Annotated in this window: 13 protein-coding genes; 11 read left to right on the top strand and 2 right to left on the bottom strand. The window is 58.7% G+C overall.

The window, feature by feature from the left end; translation table 11 throughout:
• The first annotated feature begins 48 nt into the window (after positions 1-48).
• On the top strand, positions 49-1,512 hold the full coding sequence (locus ACFSR7_RS04765) for an ABC transporter substrate-binding protein (protein WP_378159393.1): 1,464 nt from the start codon (positions 49-51) through the stop codon (positions 1,510-1,512).
• A 53-nt stretch (positions 1,513-1,565) separates the two neighbouring features.
• On the opposite strand, the gene ACFSR7_RS04760 is transcribed toward ACFSR7_RS04765, so the two are convergent.
• A complete protein-coding gene (locus tag ACFSR7_RS04760) occupies positions 1,566-1,775 on the bottom strand; it encodes a hypothetical protein (RefSeq protein ID WP_378159392.1) in 210 nt (69 codons plus the stop codon).
• A 191-nt stretch (positions 1,776-1,966) separates the two neighbouring features.
• On the opposite strand from ACFSR7_RS04760, the gene ACFSR7_RS04755 reads away from it, so the two are divergent.
• The 9 genes from ACFSR7_RS04755 (at position 1,967) to ACFSR7_RS04715 (ending at position 13,832) form a co-directional block, all read left to right on the top strand.
• Positions 1,967-2,653: a DNA-binding response regulator gene (locus ACFSR7_RS04755; RefSeq protein WP_378159391.1), complete on the top strand. Its 687-nt coding sequence runs from the start codon at positions 1,967-1,969 to the stop codon at positions 2,651-2,653.
• A 115-nt stretch (positions 2,654-2,768) separates the two neighbouring features.
• Positions 2,769-5,222 (top strand): glycoside hydrolase family 31 protein, encoded by a 2,454-nt coding sequence (locus tag ACFSR7_RS04750; RefSeq protein ID WP_378159390.1) that lies wholly within the window; start codon positions 2,769-2,771, stop codon positions 5,220-5,222.
• A gap of 275 nt (positions 5,223-5,497) precedes the next feature.
• Complete coding sequence (locus ACFSR7_RS04745) at positions 5,498-6,181, top strand: GntR family transcriptional regulator (protein WP_378159389.1); 684 nt, start codon at positions 5,498-5,500, stop codon at positions 6,179-6,181.
• Between the two features lie 298 nt (positions 6,182-6,479).
• Positions 6,480-6,869 carry a RidA family protein gene (locus ACFSR7_RS04740; protein ID WP_378159388.1) on the top strand — a complete coding sequence of 130 codons (390 nt, stop codon included), beginning with the start codon at positions 6,480-6,482 and terminating at the stop codon, positions 6,867-6,869.
• Entirely contained in the window at positions 6,845-7,609 is a 765-nt protein-coding gene (locus ACFSR7_RS04735; protein WP_378159387.1) for an MBL fold metallo-hydrolase, read from the top strand. Before ACFSR7_RS04740 ends, ACFSR7_RS04735 begins: the two co-directional genes overlap by 25 nt.
• Positions 7,610-7,628: 19 nt before the next feature.
• Positions 7,629-8,651, top strand: coding sequence for a Gfo/Idh/MocA family protein (locus ACFSR7_RS04730; protein WP_378159386.1), 1,023 nt, complete (start codon positions 7,629-7,631; stop codon positions 8,649-8,651).
• Positions 8,652-8,675: 24 nt separating this feature from the next.
• On the top strand, positions 8,676-9,551 hold the full coding sequence (locus tag ACFSR7_RS04725) for a fumarylacetoacetate hydrolase family protein (protein ID WP_378159385.1): 876 nt from the start codon (positions 8,676-8,678) through the stop codon (positions 9,549-9,551).
• Positions 9,552-9,557: 6 nt separating this feature from the next.
• Complete coding sequence (locus ACFSR7_RS04720; protein ID WP_378159384.1) at positions 9,558-12,203, top strand: beta-N-acetylhexosaminidase family protein; 2,646 nt, start codon at positions 9,558-9,560, stop codon at positions 12,201-12,203.
• A 153-nt stretch (positions 12,204-12,356) separates the two neighbouring features.
• Positions 12,357-13,832 (top strand): stalk domain-containing protein, encoded by a 1,476-nt coding sequence (locus ACFSR7_RS04715; RefSeq protein ID WP_378159383.1) that lies wholly within the window; start codon positions 12,357-12,359, stop codon positions 13,830-13,832.
• Positions 13,833-13,905: 73 nt separating this feature from the next.
• On the opposite strand, the gene ACFSR7_RS04710 is transcribed toward ACFSR7_RS04715, so the two are convergent.
• Complete coding sequence (locus ACFSR7_RS04710) at positions 13,906-15,150, bottom strand: TraB/GumN family protein (protein WP_378159382.1); 1,245 nt, start codon at positions 15,148-15,150, stop codon at positions 13,906-13,908.
• A 261-nt stretch (positions 15,151-15,411) separates the two neighbouring features.
• Between ACFSR7_RS04710 and ypfJ the strand changes: the two genes are divergently transcribed.
• On the top strand, positions 15,412-16,242 hold the full coding sequence (ypfJ, locus tag ACFSR7_RS04705) for a KPN_02809 family neutral zinc metallopeptidase (RefSeq protein ID WP_378159381.1): 831 nt from the start codon (positions 15,412-15,414) through the stop codon (positions 16,240-16,242).
• Positions 16,243-16,903: the final 661 nt, after the last annotated feature.

Here is a 16,903-nt window from a genome sequence, read left to right as displayed (position 1 = left end):
TATGATGAGCGTGTAACCATTTTATACCTATCGAAAAGGGGAGTTACCATGCGCAAGACTTCAATAACCCTGGCCACGCTGGCCGCCTCGGCACTGCTGCTGTCCGCCTGCGGCGGCAATAACAACAACAACGCTTCGAGTTCCTCGTCCGCCGCTCCGGCTTCTTCCTCGGCCGCGCCGACCGCCGAAGCCAGCGGCACCGAGAGCGCCGCACCTTCCGACGACCTTACGCAAAAGAAAGTGACGATCAGCATCTACTACCCGACGCCGGACCTCGTGGAGAAGCGCGCGCTCGAAGACGACAAGATCAAGCGGTTTAACGAAGTGTACCCGAACGTCACGATCGTCAAGAGCGACTGGCAGTACAACCCCAACGAAATCGGCATGAAAATGGGCGCGGGCGAAGCGCCGACGCTGTTCAACACGTACGCCACAGAGGGCAAGTTCCTGGCCGAGAAGGGCTGGGCGGCCGACATCACCGACCTTTTCAACGCCTATCAATACAAGGACCAGATGAATCCGATCTTGCAGGATCAATTCATTCTCGGCGACAAAGTATACGGCATCGCGCAGCAAGGCTACGTGACCGGCACCGTCGTCAACAAGAAGCTGCTCGACGACAAGGGCGTCGCCGTACCGTCCTATGATTGGACGTGGGACGACATGCTGAAGACGGCGCAGGGCGTCGCCGATCCGGCCAAAGGCATCGCGGGCATCGCGCCGATGGGCAAGGGCAACGAGGCCGGCTGGAACTGGACCAACTTCCTGTTCGAAGCGGGCGGCGAGATTCAGAACGTCGCGGACGGCAAGGTCACTTCGGCGTTCAACAGCGACGCAGGCGTCAAAGCGATGGACTTCTACAACAAGCTGGCATGGGAAGCCAAGGCGATTCCGAAAGATTGGGCGCTCGGATGGGGCGACGCCGTAGGCGCATTTGCGCAAGGACGCTCCGCCATGGTTATCGCCGGTCCGGACGGCCCTGTCGACCAGGCGTTGAACCAAGGCGGCATGAAGCCGGAAGATGTGCTCGTGTACCCGATGCCGGCAGCTCAAGCAGGCGGCAAGCACACCGGCGTACTCGGCGGCGACTTCCTCGTCATCAACCCGAACGCCACCAAGGATGAGCAGGCGATCGCGTTCCAATACGCCGTGTTCGACTACTTCTCCGACAAAGGCCTCGCTTCCGTCGAAGAGAACATCCAGGCGCGCAAGAAAGACAACAAGTACTTCATTCCGCCGGTCATCCAGTACTTCAAGGACGACTCCGAGTACGGCCAGAAGGTCAAGGACGTCTACGCCAAGTACGACAACGTGTACCAGTACAACGCCGACTCCCAGGCGCTGCTCGACGGCAAGCCGGAAGCGCAGTACAACACGCAGGACTACTACGCCACGATGACCAACGTCATCCAGGAAGTGTTCTCCAAGAAGGGCACCGACGTCAAAGGCCAACTTGACGCCGCTGCCAAGACGATGCAAACTAAGTTCTATGACAGCATCAAGCCTGAATAATTCGTTGGATGAAGCGCCGTGCGGGCCTGGCTCGCGCGGCGTTTTTGCGCGTGTCAGTTCCACGGCAGAAGTGACGTTTCCGCGGCCCAAGTAACGTTCCACAGCGTCACATCCGCTCCACACCACGGTCCCGCGGCCCAAGTAACGTTCCACAGCGTCACATCCGCTCCACACCACGGTCCCGCGGCCCAAGTAACGTTCCACAGCGTCACATCCGCTCCACACCACGGTCCCGCGACCCAAGTAACGTTCCACAGCGTCACATCCGCTCCACACCACGGTACCGCGGCCCAAGTAACGTTCTACAGCGTCACTTTAAAAAAACGACTTGAACTCTTTCGCAAACTGCTTTATTCTTTCAATAAAGCATAAAACAAAGCCTGAAGCACAGGCCGTTCGTACCGGGTTTTACCGGACGGGCGGCCTTTTCTATTACTTGGCGAGGGGCGATAGAATGGTTGTCGATCGGGTATTCGAAGCGGCCTATGACGAGATGATGTCGCGAGCCGTTCAGACGAGCAGCGGGGAGAGGAGGAGAAGATTGATTGAGGGCAGCTTTACGAATGAAAAGTTGTTGTTAAAAAGCGTGTGGTGGCCGGCCAAGGGCAATTTGAACGACCTGCACCCCGAATACGAGTTGACCGATTATAAAGACGGCCAGCGATTTGCGGATTTCGCTTATATATTGCCGGGCTTTTATCGAGGGCTGCTTCTGGAAGCGGACGCTTACGGGACGCATTTGCGCGACGTGAGCCGATATCGATACGGAGATAACCTGGAGCGTCAGAACCATCTTCTCATTGACGGATGGCATCTCCTTCGTTTTAACAGAGACGATATGCTCGAGAGACCCAAGCGGTGCCAACAAACTTTGTTAACAGCCCTGGCGGCTTGGGGCTATGGCGACGCAGCTCAGTCTGTTTCCTTGAACTTGTACGAGCATGCCATTCTTCACTGGTGCGGAAAACGGAAAGCTTTCTTCAAGCCGATCGAAGCGCAAACGGCACTAAAAATCGGATATTACACGGTCGCGCACGCCTTGCGGTCTTTGGCGTCGAAAGGTTTTTTGCAGGCGAAGCTTTCCCCAAACGGGCGCTCTACGAGCTACCATGTCTTGCCCCAAACGAATAAACGGCAATAATTCGTCCGGTTAACATCCGTAATCCTGCGCATACAATGCGTAGCCCCGCTTATTACGCGCCCGCAAGGCGTTTGCTATGATGGAGCAATCTTAATAGGCAGAGGTGTCGCAGCGCATGTTGACTAGCGAAGAAATTCATCCCGATCATCAGGGTCCGGGCAAAGACCCGTTTAAGCACTCGCTCAGCCGAATTGGCCGCCTGACCGGCGCTGTACGATGGGAAGGCGTCGGCGTCATTCTCTACGGCGACAACGCAAACCTGGCGATCGTTCCCTTGGCGTCGGGCATCCTGAGAATCAAAGTCTTTTTTGGCGAAAATGCACCGGATCTTGGCACGACGCCCGCCATTTTACCGCTAACAAAATCTGGAGATATCGTATTGTCCGAAGACGAGGACGCATATACGATCGCTTCGCCTGGCCTGCGGGCGGTCGCCGTTAAGTCTCCTTTCGGCCTCAAGATCCATGACGACCGCGGCGGGCTGTTGGCCAACCTGCTCGGCCTCGAATGGAACGAGAAGCGGGCGCAGACGGCGCTGCTGGCGATGGACGACCAATCTCATTTTTACGGCCTTGGCGAGAAGACGGGCTTCCTCGATAAAAAGGGCGAGCGCTACGAGATGTGGAACAGCGACGTCTACGCGCCGCATGTGCCGGATATCGAGGCGCTTTACCAGTCGATCCCGTGGAGCATTCATTTCCGCTACGGCCGTCCTGCTTATGGCGTCCTGCTCGACAACCCGGGCCGCACCGCATTCGACATGCGCACCCGCGCGGATCGCTATCAGATCTCGGCGGAGAAGGGGGCGCTGGATCTGTATGTCGTTCAGGGACCGACGCTCAAGGACGTCGTTCGCAATCTCACGGCGCTCACCGGGCGCACGCCGCTGCCGCCGAAGTGGTCGATCGGCTATCAGCAGTCCCGCTACAGCTATATGAGCCAGGATGAAGTGCTGCAAGTGGCGCGGACCTTCAGGAAAAAGAAGATCCCCTGCGACGTGCTGTACCTGGACATTCATTATATGGACGAGTATCGCGTGTTCACCTGGGATCCTGTGGCGTTCCCCCGTCCGCTGGAAATGATGAGCGAGCTTGAGGCGCTCGGCTTCCAGCTCGTCCCGATCGTCGATCCGGGCGTAAAGAAGGACCCTTCGTATCCCGTTTATCAGCAGGGCGTCCGCAACGAGTATTTTTGCCGCAAGCTCGAAGGAGAGATCTTCATTGGCCCGGTGTGGCCGGGACCGAGCGCGTTTCCGGACTTTACGGACGACAGCGCTGCAGCTTGGTGGGGCAATCTTCACGTTCATTACACGAGCCACGGCATCAAAGGCATCTGGAACGATATGAACGAGCCGTCCGTCTTCAACGATTCCAAAACGATGGATCTCGACGTCGTTCACGCCAACAACGGCAATCCCAGGACGCACGGCGAGCTGCACAATTTGTACGGCATGCTCATGTCGAAGGCGACGCAGGAAGGCATGAAGCGCCACCTGAACGGCGAGCGCCCCTTCGTTCTGACGCGCGCGGGTTACACAGGCATTCAGCGATACGCGACCGTATGGACGGGCGACAACCGGGCTTACTGGGAGCACCTGGCGATGAGCATTCCGATGGTGCTTAACCTGGGCTTGTCCGGCGTCGCGTTCGCGGGACCCGATATCGGCGGCTTTTCGCATCATACGACGGGCGAGCTGCTGGCGCGCTGGACGCAAGTAGGCGCGTTCACTCCGTTCTGCCGCAATCACAGCGCCATCGATACGATCCGGCAGGAGCCCTGGCTGTTCGGGGAAAAGGTGGAAGACATCTGCCGCGCTTATATCGGTCTGCGGTATCGGCTCATGCCGACGCTTTACGCATTGTTCTACGAAACGTCCGTATCGGGCTTGCCGATCGTGCGGCCGCTGCTCATGGAGTATCCGGACGACGAGACCGTCTACAATCTATGCGACCAGTTCCTCTTCGGTCCGGATCTGCTGGTCGCGCCAATTTTGCGGCCCGGTACGTTCTCGCGCGCGGTTTATCTGCCGGCCGGCATTTGGTACGACTACTGGACGGGCGAGCGTCATGAGGGCGGGCGCTGGATTCTCGCTGCCGCACCGCTTGCGACGATGCCAATGTACGTCCGCGCGGGCGGAATCCTTGCAGAGCAGCCGCTTGCGATGTATGCGGACGATGCAGCCGCGCAATCGGAGCCGGTCACGCTGACCGTATATGCGGGAGAAGAAGGCCAATTTCGTCTGTATGAAGACGACGGCAGGACATACGCATACGAGCAAGGGGCTTATCGGCTTCGCGAGTTCAACTGGTCGGAGCAAACCGGCGCGGGCACCACGCTGCGCTGCGAACTGGCGCACGACGGCTTGCCGCACGACCGGGAGGCGGAGGAGACAGGGACGGCCGAGGCTTCGCAGACACTCCGGATCGTCGTGCGGCAGATGCCTTCGGCGCCTACGGAGGCGATCGCTTCGGGCGCATCGCTGCGCGAATGGACCTATGACGCCGAAGCCCGGCAGCTTCACGCTGTCGTCGAAGGCGCGACGGACAGCTTCGATCTGCGGTTTTTCTAAAGAATCGTGGAGCTGGACAATTAGACTGGCGGCACGTTCGCTCGGTCCGACGAATACGCGTTACAGAACAGGCGGTCTCCGGCACTCAAGTCGGAGACCGTTTTCCGTAAGCTCGAGGGTCTCCGGCGAAGCACGCATCTGCTGCCCCCGAGTAGCTCGCTTAGCCATTTAGGCACAAGTCGATGTGATATAATATATAATGTAAAATTTATATTGTAGAGAGCGGGACAAGAATGAACAATATAACGAAGCAGTCTTTTCTGGAAAAGAAGAGCATGAGCCAAGATCTAGCTACGCTCCTTAAGCAGCAAATTTTGAACGGAGAGCTTAATCCGGGAGACAGAATCGTCGAAACGAAGGTCGCCAAGGAACTGGGCATCAGTCAAACGCCGGTCCGCGAGGCCGTGCGGCTGCTATCGGGAGAGGGCATCATCAACATCGTTCCGAACCGGGGACCGATCGTAAAGGACATGGAAGAAAAGGATATTTTTGAGATTTATTCGCTTCGCGCTTCCCTGGAGGGTTTGGCGATGCGGCTGACGACGTTAAACGTGACCCAAGAGCAGCTCCAGCTTCTTGTCGATTTGTACGACGAGATGGGCGAAAAGCTAAACGATCCGGAAGTAGACTCACTGCTGAAGGAATCGTTGAATCTCCACCAAAGCATCATTCAATTCTCGCGTCATTCCAGACTGATCCAAATATACGATTCGATTTCTTTCCAGATCGAGCTGGCCAACCGAATCATCGGGATGAAGTCGACGAAGCAAAAGGAATACGACGAGCATAAAGAGCTGATCGACGCGCTCCAAAAAGGGGATCCGGACGAGGCGGAAAAGGTAATGAGAAGGCATATTCACCGTTCCTTCAAAGAGTGCATCCAAACGCTGCAGAACAACGGTTCCGCAGATCGTACGAACACTTTGGAATTGTGGCCCGAAGAAAAAATGGATGGATAAAGCAGGGGCTTGTAGCGGCAAGTTTTTTGGCTTGTCGCTTCGCAGTTTCCGTGTTTTTGTAAGCGATTCCACAAATTCTAGAGAATTCGTTTAAATAGTTGACAGATACATATTAAATATTATATATAATTTATTATGTTTTAAACTTAACGAATGGAGGATGTTGGGTCAGGGATCGATCGCGCAGGCTCCACTCCGCGCAGGAATGGGTTTCCGTCGCGGAGGTCGTGCAGGCGGTCGAATTCTATTATCTGCTGGCTTGCAGCTACAAGTTCAAACAAGAGGAGAGCATGCGACGATGAAGAAAGAAATCATACGCACCGACAAGGCGCCGAAGCCCAGCGGATCTTATTCGCAGGCCGTCAAGCTGGGCGACATGGTATACGTAGCGGGCACGTGTCCGTTCGATCTCGTTACCGGCGAAGTGCTGTTTCCCGGAGACATGGCGCGGCAAACGCAAATCGTGCTCGAGTATATGGAACAAATTCTGTTGGCGGCGGGCACTTCAATGGACAACGTCGTCAAAGTCACTTCCTTCATCGACGAGCTGAATGATTTTGCGGCATACAACGAAGCGTACGCGCGGTTTTTCCAAGCGGATCCTCCCGCGCGCAGCACGGTCGAAGTCGTTAAATTTCCGCCCGGTATGCGCGTCGAGATCGCGTGCATCGCCTATATCCCGTCATGATTCAAGTCGATGAAGGCATCTATCTGGTCGGCAGCGGCAAATTCGGTTTTCGGCTCAGCGATCCGATGGATTGCAACGTCTTCTTGCTGGACGGGGGAAACGGCCAATATGCGATGGTCGATGCCGGCGGAGGCTTGGAGCCCGGGCGGATCGCGGCGAATATCGAACGCTTAGGCGTCTCGCCGACTCAAATACAGGCTTTGCTGCTTACGCACGGACATGGCGACCATGCGGCCGGCGCCGCTTATTTTCAACGGAAATACGGCATACAGGTGATGGCTTCCGAGGAAATCCTGCCCTGGATCGAACGCGGAGACCGGGAGAAGACGAGCATCGACGCTGCGGTCAGGGCGGGCGTATATCCGGCGGATTATGAATTTCCGCCTTGTCCGGTAGCCAGAGGCTTGCGGGAGAACGACGAGATCGCGATCGGCGATCTCGTGCTGAAGGCGATCGATACGCCGGGTCATGCGCGAGGGCATCTTTCCTTTCTGCTCGAACGGGACGGAAGGAAGCTGTTGTTCGGAGGCGACTCGGTATTCGCGGGCGGCAAGGTCGTCATTCAAAACGTCTGGGACTGCGTCATTTCCGAATACGCGGCTACGGTGGAAAAGCTGCACGGTCTCCGCATCGACAGTTTGTTCCCCGGGCATGGCGTCATCTTGCTGACAGAAGCATGGAGAGCCGTCGCCGAGGCGCAAGCCTGCTTCGGGCGGCTCGACGTACCGCCGAATTTATAGCGAGGAGAGGAAGAACGGGATGGAAAAAGTGAGAGTGGGGATTCTTGGTTTGGGCCGATGGGGCATGTGCCATCTGGAAGCGTTCAGCTCGCTGGGAACGGCGGAAGTCGTCGCGATATGCGACAGCTCCCCGGAACGCTTGGAGCAAGCCGGAAAGGCCTATGGAATTGCGAACCTATACCAGGATGCCGATGACCTGATCCGGCGCGACGATATCGATCTCATCAGCGTCGTCACATTCGAAAGCCAGCATTTGGAACCGACTGTGAAAGCGCTGAAGTCGGGCAAACATGTGATCGTGGAAAAGCCGGTAACGACCCGGCCGGACGAGGCGAGGGCGATGCAGGAAGCTGCCGCCGCGAGCGGCAAGCTGCTGTTCCCGGGGCACCTGCTCCGGTTCGATCCGCGCTATGCCGCGATCAAGGAAGCCTTGCAGTCCGAACAGATCGGCGCGCCGGTGAGCATGTACATGAAGCGTTCGCGGGAGCAATTTTTGTTCCAGACGTTTCAGCGCGTGCACACCGTCTTCGAGTTAATGATCCACGATATCGATCTGGCGATCTGGTACGCCGGATGCCGGGTCAGAAGCGTGAAGGCTTACGGAAGATCCGTCCGCCATCCCGACGCCGCGGCTCCGGAAGTGCTGTGGGCGAACCTCGAATTCGAGAACGGGACGCTGGCCGTGCTGAATAGCAACTGGACGACGCCCGACCAGGCGGGCGTCGAGATCGCGGACGCGATCGAAGTGACCGGACGGAACGGGACCGCCCGTTTCGAGACGAGCGACGGGGGATTGCAGTTCTGGAACGGCGCGGGAAGACTGACGCCCGATACGGATATTCATGCCAGGCTGCACGGGCAATCGGTCGGCTGCCTGCGTGAGCAGCTGACGTATATATGCCGTTGTATCGGACGGGGCGAAGAGCCGGCCGTCATTTCTTTTAGCGATGCCGTTCATGGCGTCGAGGTCGCCGACGCGATCGTGGCCTCCTGCAAGTCGGGACAAGAAGTGTCGCTAGGCGATTCCGTCGTTCATGAATGATAGAGAAGGGGGTACAGGCGAAAAATGAAGTTGATGACGTATGCGACGGATGAAGGACTGAGGCTGGGCGTCCGCACCGGGGACGGCGTGGCGGCCATTCCCGCGACGGGCGACTGGCCGCGGACGATGGAGGCGCTGATTGCCGGAGGCGAACCGGTCGTCGCACGGATCGAGGCGCATGTGCGCACCGCGGTTGAGACGGGCGCCCTCATGCGCGAGGAAGACCTGACGTTCGGCCCTTGCGTGCCGATTCCGGGGGAAATCATTTGCGTCGGGTTGAATTACCGCGAGCATGCTGCGGAATCGAACATGAGCATTCCCGAATTTCCCGTGCTGTTCAACAAATTCAACAATGCCGTCGCCGCCCACGGACAGACGATCCCATTGCCCGCTTACGTAAAAGAAGGCGATTACGAAGTCGAGCTGGCCATCGTGATCGGTCGGACAGCAAGCGGGGTTTCCAAAGAAGAGGCGCTGGATTACGTTTTCGGGTACTGCATCGCCAACGACCTGTCTTCCAGGGATTTGCAGTTCAGGACGAATCAATGGCTGCTCGGCAAGAGCCTGGACCATTTCTGTCCGATCGGTCCCTACCTGGTGACGGCCGACGAGGTCGGGAATCCGAATGATCTCGAACTGAGCTGCAGCTTGAACGGCGAAGTCAGGCAGCGCTCCAATACGTCGGACATGATCTTTTATTGCGACGAATTGGTCAGTTACATTAGCAAGTATATGACGCTGAACCCGGGAGACGTCATTCTTACGGGAACGCCCCAAGGCGTCATTTTCGGCTATCCGCCGGAGAAGCGCGAGTGGCTGAAGGACGGGGACAAGATGGTGCTCGCGATCGACAAGCTGGGCAGACTGGAAAATCGGATGCGCGCCAAAATGGGGGAGTGAGCTGCCATGTTGCTGGAGCTGCGGACGGATCCGGATCGGCAAGCGCTCCCGACGCCTCATTTTCCAACGCGTATGCAGGCTGTCGTCTGGCGGAACTGGGGTTTGGTTCCGATTAAGCGGCTGGCCTCGGTGCTCGGCGCTTCCGAAGAGCAGATGAAGGAAGTCGCTTCCGGCTTGGGACTTGAGATGTCGGCGACCGGGAACGAAGAGATATGGCTCAAGAGAGGCTACATTACGATCATTCGCGCCAACTGGCACCTGCTGCCGTTCGGACAGCTGCTCGAGCTGCTTGACTGGACGGAGGCGCAGCTGGCTTTTACGCTCAAAGAGGACGATTTCCTCTGGATCAAGCTAGGCAGCTTCAAGCCTTGGACGGAGCCCGTACGATACCGGCCATTGACTGCGGAGGAACGGGAGCGGACGCGGCAAATTCGGGAGACGGCCGCAGGGCTGCCGGACATGACGCTGGCCGGAACGACACCGGAAGCGAGACTTGAAAAGCCGTTTGCCTTTCTCGATTACGGTCGAACACCGGATACGCCGCATCGCGCTAAGCTCCGGAAACCCGCTCCAGGGGAAGTTCGGCTGGATATCCCATGGAAGATCGAGGCGCCGGACGGAACCCTCGTACTCGATTCGGCATTGGAAAGGTTCGTGGCGAAGCATGAACGGATTTGGGAGACGAAGTGGAGCGTTCAGAAGAAATCGGCGCCCCCGTCCGGAGAAACTTCGCAACCGGTCATGCGAATCGAGATCGCGGCGGATGCGTCCGGACGCGCAGAGGATCACGCGGTAATCGTGGAGGCGGATCGGATCACGATCCGAGCTGCGGCGGAGACCGGTATTATGCGGGGGCTGCAATGGATTGCCGGGCAAACCGGTCAAGGCAAGGTTCCTTATCTCATGGCGGGAACGTACGCAAGGACGACCAAATTCGATTTGCGCATCATCTACTCGTACAGCGCCGTGTATGGAGACCCGCTCCTGACGCCGGAATCGGACCCTTACCCGGAAGACTTGCTGGAACGGCTGTCCGAGGCGGGCGTTAACGGCATTTGGCTGCAGAACGTACTTTACAACCTCGTTCCGCTTGACGGCTTGCCGGAGGAGATGTCCGCGGATTGGGAGAAACGGATCGTCGGCTTGCGTCTTCTGGCAGCGCGTGCGGCGAAGTACGGCATCGGCGTTTTCTTGTACTGCAACGAACCGCGTTCGATGCCTCTCTCTTTTTTTGCCGACAAGCCCGATTGGCAGGGACATACGGAAGACGGCGCCGCGACAATGTGCACGTCTCACCCCGAGGTGCAGGCTATACTGCGCGACGGAATATCCCGGCTATTCCGCGAAGCTCCCGAATTGGCCGGCTTGTTCACGATCACGATGTCGGAAAATTGGACGCATTGCTATTCCCGCGCGGTGAACGTGATCACCAATTGCCCGCGCTGCGCGCTGAGGAGACCTGGCGAGGTGGCGGCGGAAGTGAACGGCATCATTGCCGAAGGCGCATTCCAGGTCAAGCCCGAGGCGCGCATTCTCTGCTGGACATGGGGATGGGCGCCTAGCTGGGGATGGACGGAAGAAGAGATTGAATCCGCCATCAAAAAGCTTCCGGATAACGTGATCGTGATGGCCACGAGCGAGGAAGCGATTCCGACGAGCGTCGCCGGCGTTCGGGGACAGGTCGCCGACTATTCGATGTCCGTCGTCGGTCCCGGCGAGAAGTCGCTGCGAAGCTGGCAAGCGGCGCAGGCCCGGGGGCTGCGCACGGCGGCGAAAGTCCAATTCAACAATACGTGGGAATGCTCGGCCGTGCCGTTCCTGCCCGTATTTCAACTGATCGAGGAGCATCTGGTCCGCTTGAACGAATCCGGCGTCACGGGCCTCATGCTAAGCTGGACGTTGGGCGGCTATCCCTCCCTGAATCTTGCGCTCGCGGCCGACTATTACTGGGACACCGGTTCGCTTGCCAAGCCGAGCATTCGCAATCGAATGGAAGACAAGTTCGGCAGCGCGGCGGGGCAAGCGATCGCCGACGCCTCGGCTGCCTTCGGCAGCGCGTTCCGGCAGTTCCCGTTCGATCTGAGCGTGCTTTATTATGCGTCGCAGAATTTCGGACCGGCCAACCTGCTCCACTTGCGCCCGACTGGTTACGATGCGACGATGATCGGCTATCCTTACGACGATCTGAAGAGCTGGCGCGGCATTTATTCGCCGGCCGAATTCGCCGGCCAGTTCAATAAATTGGCGGCCGGATGGAAGAAGGGGCTGCGTCTGCTGGAAGCGGCTGAGAAGAAGTTGTCTCCCGGATCGGAGGGAGCGTACGGCGAATTAAGGACGGCGGCGTCGGCTGCCTATCTTCATTTCTACAGCACTTTTCTGCAGATTGATTTCGTAAGGACGCGCGACAAGCTGGCCGCCGCGAGAAGCCCGTCCGTCCGGCTGAAGGCTTGCCGCAAGCTGATCGGCATCGCGCAAGCGGAGGCCGGCAATGCGAGGCAGCTGCACGACCTTGTCGTCCGGGATTCCCGGATCGGGTTCGAGGCCAGCAATCATTACTATTATACGGTTCAGGATTTACGGGAAAAAACGCTGAACTGCCGCCTCGTGATCGAGGCGCTTCAACGGGTCGAAGAACAGATATCCAGTCTGTAGAGCGTGTCTGCTGCCGCCCGCTGTCGCCTGCTAGTGACCGCTACCGCCCGCCGCCGATATCGAGGCGGGCGTTTTTTTACATTCCAGGAAACCTTTGAAGCTTGCATGGCGTCTAATCAAGAGTGAACGTCATCGACGAAAGGATGAATGCAATTGCCTATTTTAAATAAAGGACTGATGGCACTGCTGACGGCCGCCATGCTGCTGCCGGCCGGCGCGTCCGCGGCGAGCCCGGGCAGGACCGTATCCGCAGCAGCCGCAGCATCGTCGTCCGAGGTTCGCGCCGTCGCTTCGACCGCTTTCGTCCAAGTCGTCGCCGGCGAGTATTATTCGACCGCTCTGCGCGCGGACGGGACGGTATGGGCTTGGGGACGGACGCTGTTCGGCGAGCTCGGCGTCCTGGAATCCCGCGTCACGAGCGAGATCGACCGGCCGGTCCGTCTCTCCGGGCTGCCGACGATTGCCGCGATCTCGACGAACGGCGTCGGCACGCAGGCAGGCGTCGCGACAGACGGAACGGTCTGGGAGTGGGGATCGAGAGGCGCGGTGCAGGGCGGCACGACGCTGCCGACGCAAATCCCCGGCCTGCAGGACGTCAAGGCTGCCGTTCCGGGATTCGCGCTCAAGAAAGACGGCACGCTATGGAGATGGACCTACGAGCCGCAGGCGGGGGACAAGCCCAAGATTATCGTCGCGCAGATTGCGGGCACCTATCGCTTCTCGCGCATGATCGCCAAGGGCGATCTCGTCTACGCCATCGACGGCGCAGGCGCGGTCTGGGGCTTCGGATCGATCCGGAAGCTCGACGGCAGCGGGCTCGCGCTCGTGGCCCCCGCGCGACTTGCAGGCTTCCCGGCGATGAAGCAGCTGTCCGCTTACCAGGATCGGATCGTCGGCGTCGATACTTCCGGCAGAGCCTGGCAGGCGCAGTTGGACTTCGAAGCGCTGTACCAGCAGGCTAACCCCGGGCCGGTCAAAGTAAAGGGCAAGCCGGCGAGGATCGCGACCTCGCTCAAGGCCGAGGAGGCGGAGATTGCGAACTTCGACGCCGTGCTGATCCGCACGACGGCAGGCGACGTATGGTCGACGAACAAATGGCTGACCGGCACGGCCGGCAAGATCGGCGGCTGGTCCGGTATTCGCGAGATCGCGGCGGGCTACCATCACGCTCTCGGGATCGATGCCCAGGGCAAACTGTGGGGCGTCGGCGGGAATCAGTGGTATGAAGCGGGATCCGCGAACGTGAACGACGCGCGGATGCTGTACAGGCCCGCGCCCGTGCTGCCGGCGATCGGCATGCTGGTCGACGGCAAGCCGCTCTCGACGGCCTTTCCTGCGGTGATGGAGAACGAACGCCTCCTTGTCCCGCTCAAGGACACCGTGAAGGCGCTGGGCGGCACCCTGAAGGTCAACGCGGACGCCACCTTCGAACTGACAGTCGGCCGTTCCGCGGCCGTCATCAGTCTTCGCTCGCCGGAGGCACAGGTGGACGGGCAGAAGTTCACGCTGGCGCAGCAGCCGTATACAAGGCTCGGCGCGGTTGTGGTGCCGGCCGCTTTGCTGAAACAAATGGGCGTAGCGGTCGCTTGGGATTCCAAGCTCGCGGAGCTGAGCATGAGCCGGCCGTGAGCGGCTAACGCGATAGAAAAAAACAGGGACCGGGCGTTCGCCCGGTCCCTGTTTTTTGCGTATGGCTGTACCGTTAGAGCTTCGTGACCGTATAGCCGTCGTTCTTCAGCCGCGTAATGATGCCGTCATCGCCAAGCATGTGAAGCGCGCCGACGATGATCATGCGGGTGACGTTCTGGTCGTCGTTCAGGTAAGCTTCGATCTTGCTCGACATCGTCAGGTTGCGGTCCAGAACCAGTGCTTTATAATACTCCTGGTCTTCGGCGGAAGCCTTGACGAGCGCGCGGAGCGCGTCCTCGTCGCCCGTGACCCACATACGCGTGAGTGCGTCCATCCCGTTGCCGCTGCTGGCACTATAAGCGTTGATCGCTTCCTGGAGCTGCTCTTCCTGGAGAGCCGGGGAGAAACGGTCGAACAGCTCCAGCTGGCTCTCGGCAGATTCAAGCGGCACGATCAGCTTATTGTCCGAGACGGCTTTTCCCATGAAGTAAGCGTCGATGCCGAGGTTGGCCTGGTATCCTTCCTGCGCGGTCGGGATCGATTGGGCGACAACCCACGGCTCGTACGGATCGAATGTATCTGTCGGCATATCGTTCGCCTTGAGAATGTCCACGAGCGCCTGATACGTTTCTGCGGATACGTGATCCTTCAGCGTCGTGCCGTCCTTGTACATGCCTTTGTCTGCGATCAGCTTATCGATCGATTCGTCGTCGGTCTTGGTCAGATCGACTTCCACGCCCAGATACTGAGATGCCTTGTATGCGGCCTCGATCTCGGCGCGCAGCGGATACATCTGTGCCTGTGCGACATGGATGGAGCCAAGCAGGTAGACTGTGTTGCCGTTTTTCTCTGCTTTCCACAGGAAGCCCGTGCTTCCGCCTGGCTGGCCAAGCGGCGTCAGGGAGACCGCATTGTTTTTCGCGTCCCAAGTCACCTTGTAGCCGATTGCTTCGGCGACGAAGCGCAGCGGGACGTAAGTCGTGCCGCGAACGATGCGCGGAGGTACGTCGAGCGTCACGACCGCGCCGTTGACGACCGCGGTGCGATTGCCCGCTTGGAGCGCGAAGGACAATCCGCTTTTCGTTCCCATGACCGTCTGGCTCTTGGCGTCCCAGTTCAACGCGACGCCCAGTTTTTCCAGCAGCGGGCGCATCGGAACAAGCGTCGTGCCGTTTTCTACCGTCGGCTCGCCCTGTTTGAACTGCACGGCCGAGCCGTCCATCCAGACGCTGACAGGCTTGGCTGCGGCTGAAGCCGCGCCGGAGAACACACTTACTGCCAGGAGAAGAGATAGAAAGAGAGCTCCGATCTTTTTCAACTTCACAACACTCCTGTCCGTCTGATTAGGTCGCACGACCCGTTTTTAAATGATAAAACTTTAATCCTATCTGAATGTATACAAAATTAGGAAGATTGAAACATAAGAGATTCGGCCCTCGTTCCATAGACATGGTACGAGTTCTCAGTTGCGAAAGGCCGGTTCGCCGGGTATAGACCAATAAGCGGTCAGCAATGGTTTTGGAGACAGACACGCGATCTTACTGAAACAGACGACCGATTAAGGCAGGAGGAACCCGATATGCAATGGCAGGGAAGAAGGGGCAGCGCAAACGTAGAGGACCGGCGCGGGATGAGCGGCGGCGGCAAGCTGGTTGGCGGCGGCATCGGCGGAATTATCGTGCTGGTGATCGCGCTGCTGTTCGGCGGCGGGGACTTGGGAAGCATTTTGAACAATATGACGGGCACGACGACGAGCTCCGTCAGCGATACGCCGTTCCAGGGCAGCCAGGAGGAAGACGAGCTCGCCCAATTCGTGTCGGTGGTGCTCGCGGATACGGAGGACGTCTGGTCGCAGCTGTTTGCGGAAAAAGGACTCACGTACGAAGACCCGAAGCTGGTGCTCTATAATGACAGCGTACAGTCCGCGTGCGGCACGGCGGGGGCGTCCGTCGGCCCCTTCTATTGCCCGGGAGACCATAAGCTGTATATCGATCTCAGCTTCTATGACGAGCTGAAGACAAAGTTCCAGGCACCGGGCGACTTCGCCATGGCTTACGTCATCGCGCACGAGGTCGGCCATCACGTGCAGACGCTGCTCGGCACGACGAACATGGGCGCCAAGCAGACCAATGCCCAATCCGTGCGAACCGAGCTGCAGGCGGATTACTTTGCGGGCGTGTGGGCGCACCATGCGCAGGATATGAATGTGCTGGACCAGGGAGACCTGGAGGAGGCCATCACGGCGGCCAGCGCGGTCGGCGACGATACGCTGCAGAAGAAGGCGCAAGGCTACGTCGTGCCCGAGAGCTTCACGCACGGCACGTCCGAGCAGCGAATGCGGTGGTTTAAGAAGGGCTTTGACAGCGGCACGATCGAGGGCGGGGACACGTTTAGCGCTAAAAATTTGTAGGCCGTTGCGGTTTGGCGGGAGGTTGGAGCGAGGGCTGCCGGGGAGTTCCCGGCGGCTCTTTTCCGACGGCTCTTTTGGGATTCCTTCCTGATTCGGGCGGCGGCGAGGCGGGGACAGGCAAGCGCGCTATCGACGTGTTTAAGCTTTTCGGAATTTTGGCGGGGCAGGCCCAAAAACCTGCATTTATACATGTATTTTCTGTCGGCGCGTGACGCTGGACGAAATGCCTGCAAATATGCAGGCAAATGCAAAGCACAAGCCGGAAATCCGGCTGATGAAGGAAAATACCTGCACTTTGGCATGCATTTTGAACAAAAGAGCCGATATTGGTGAAAAAGATGTATATTTGCTGGCTTTTCAGCGAAGGAACGGCGTTGGCGACGGTACGCGGGCGACGGTACGCGGGCGGTGGTACGCGGGCGGTGGTACGCGGGTGGCGAGACAAGGGCGACGATATGCGGGCGAAGGTACGTGGGTGACGATACGCGGGCAATGGTACGCGGCCCATGCGGGTCAATGTGTCGGAGATAAACGGTTTTTCGGACTAACGGAGCGCCCATGCGGGTCAATGTGTCGGAGATAACGGTTATTCGGGCTAACGGAGCGTCCAAGCGGGTCAATGTGCGGGAGATGAACGGTTTTTCGGGCTAACGGAGCACTC

The organism is Cohnella sp. GCM10020058 (genome assembly GCF_042683485.1).
In the GTDB taxonomy this organism is placed as follows: domain Bacteria; phylum Bacillota; class Bacilli; order Paenibacillales; family Paenibacillaceae; genus Cohnella.
Note: the sequence above shows the minus strand (reverse complement) of the source record. Positions and strands in the feature narration are given on the sequence as shown.

Coding starts and splice junctions, on each gene's coding strand:
- ACFSR7_RS04720 (WP_378159384.1), top strand. CDS start 9,558: ATGTTGCTGGAGCTGCGGACGGATCCGGATCGGCAAGCGCTCCCGACG.
- ypfJ (WP_378159381.1), top strand. CDS start 15,412: ATGCAATGGCAGGGAAGAAGGGGCAGCGCAAACGTAGAGGACCGGCGC.
- ACFSR7_RS04765 (WP_378159393.1), top strand. CDS start 49: ATGCGCAAGACTTCAATAACCCTGGCCACGCTGGCCGCCTCGGCACTG.
- ACFSR7_RS04755 (WP_378159391.1), top strand. CDS start 1,967: ATGGTTGTCGATCGGGTATTCGAAGCGGCCTATGACGAGATGATGTCG.
- ACFSR7_RS04745 (WP_378159389.1), top strand. CDS start 5,498: ATGAGCCAAGATCTAGCTACGCTCCTTAAGCAGCAAATTTTGAACGGA.
- ACFSR7_RS04725 (WP_378159385.1), top strand. CDS start 8,676: ATGAAGTTGATGACGTATGCGACGGATGAAGGACTGAGGCTGGGCGTC.
- ACFSR7_RS04750 (WP_378159390.1), top strand. CDS start 2,769: ATGTTGACTAGCGAAGAAATTCATCCCGATCATCAGGGTCCGGGCAAA.
- ACFSR7_RS04730 (WP_378159386.1), top strand. CDS start 7,629: ATGGAAAAAGTGAGAGTGGGGATTCTTGGTTTGGGCCGATGGGGCATG.
- ACFSR7_RS04740 (WP_378159388.1), top strand. CDS start 6,480: ATGAAGAAAGAAATCATACGCACCGACAAGGCGCCGAAGCCCAGCGGA.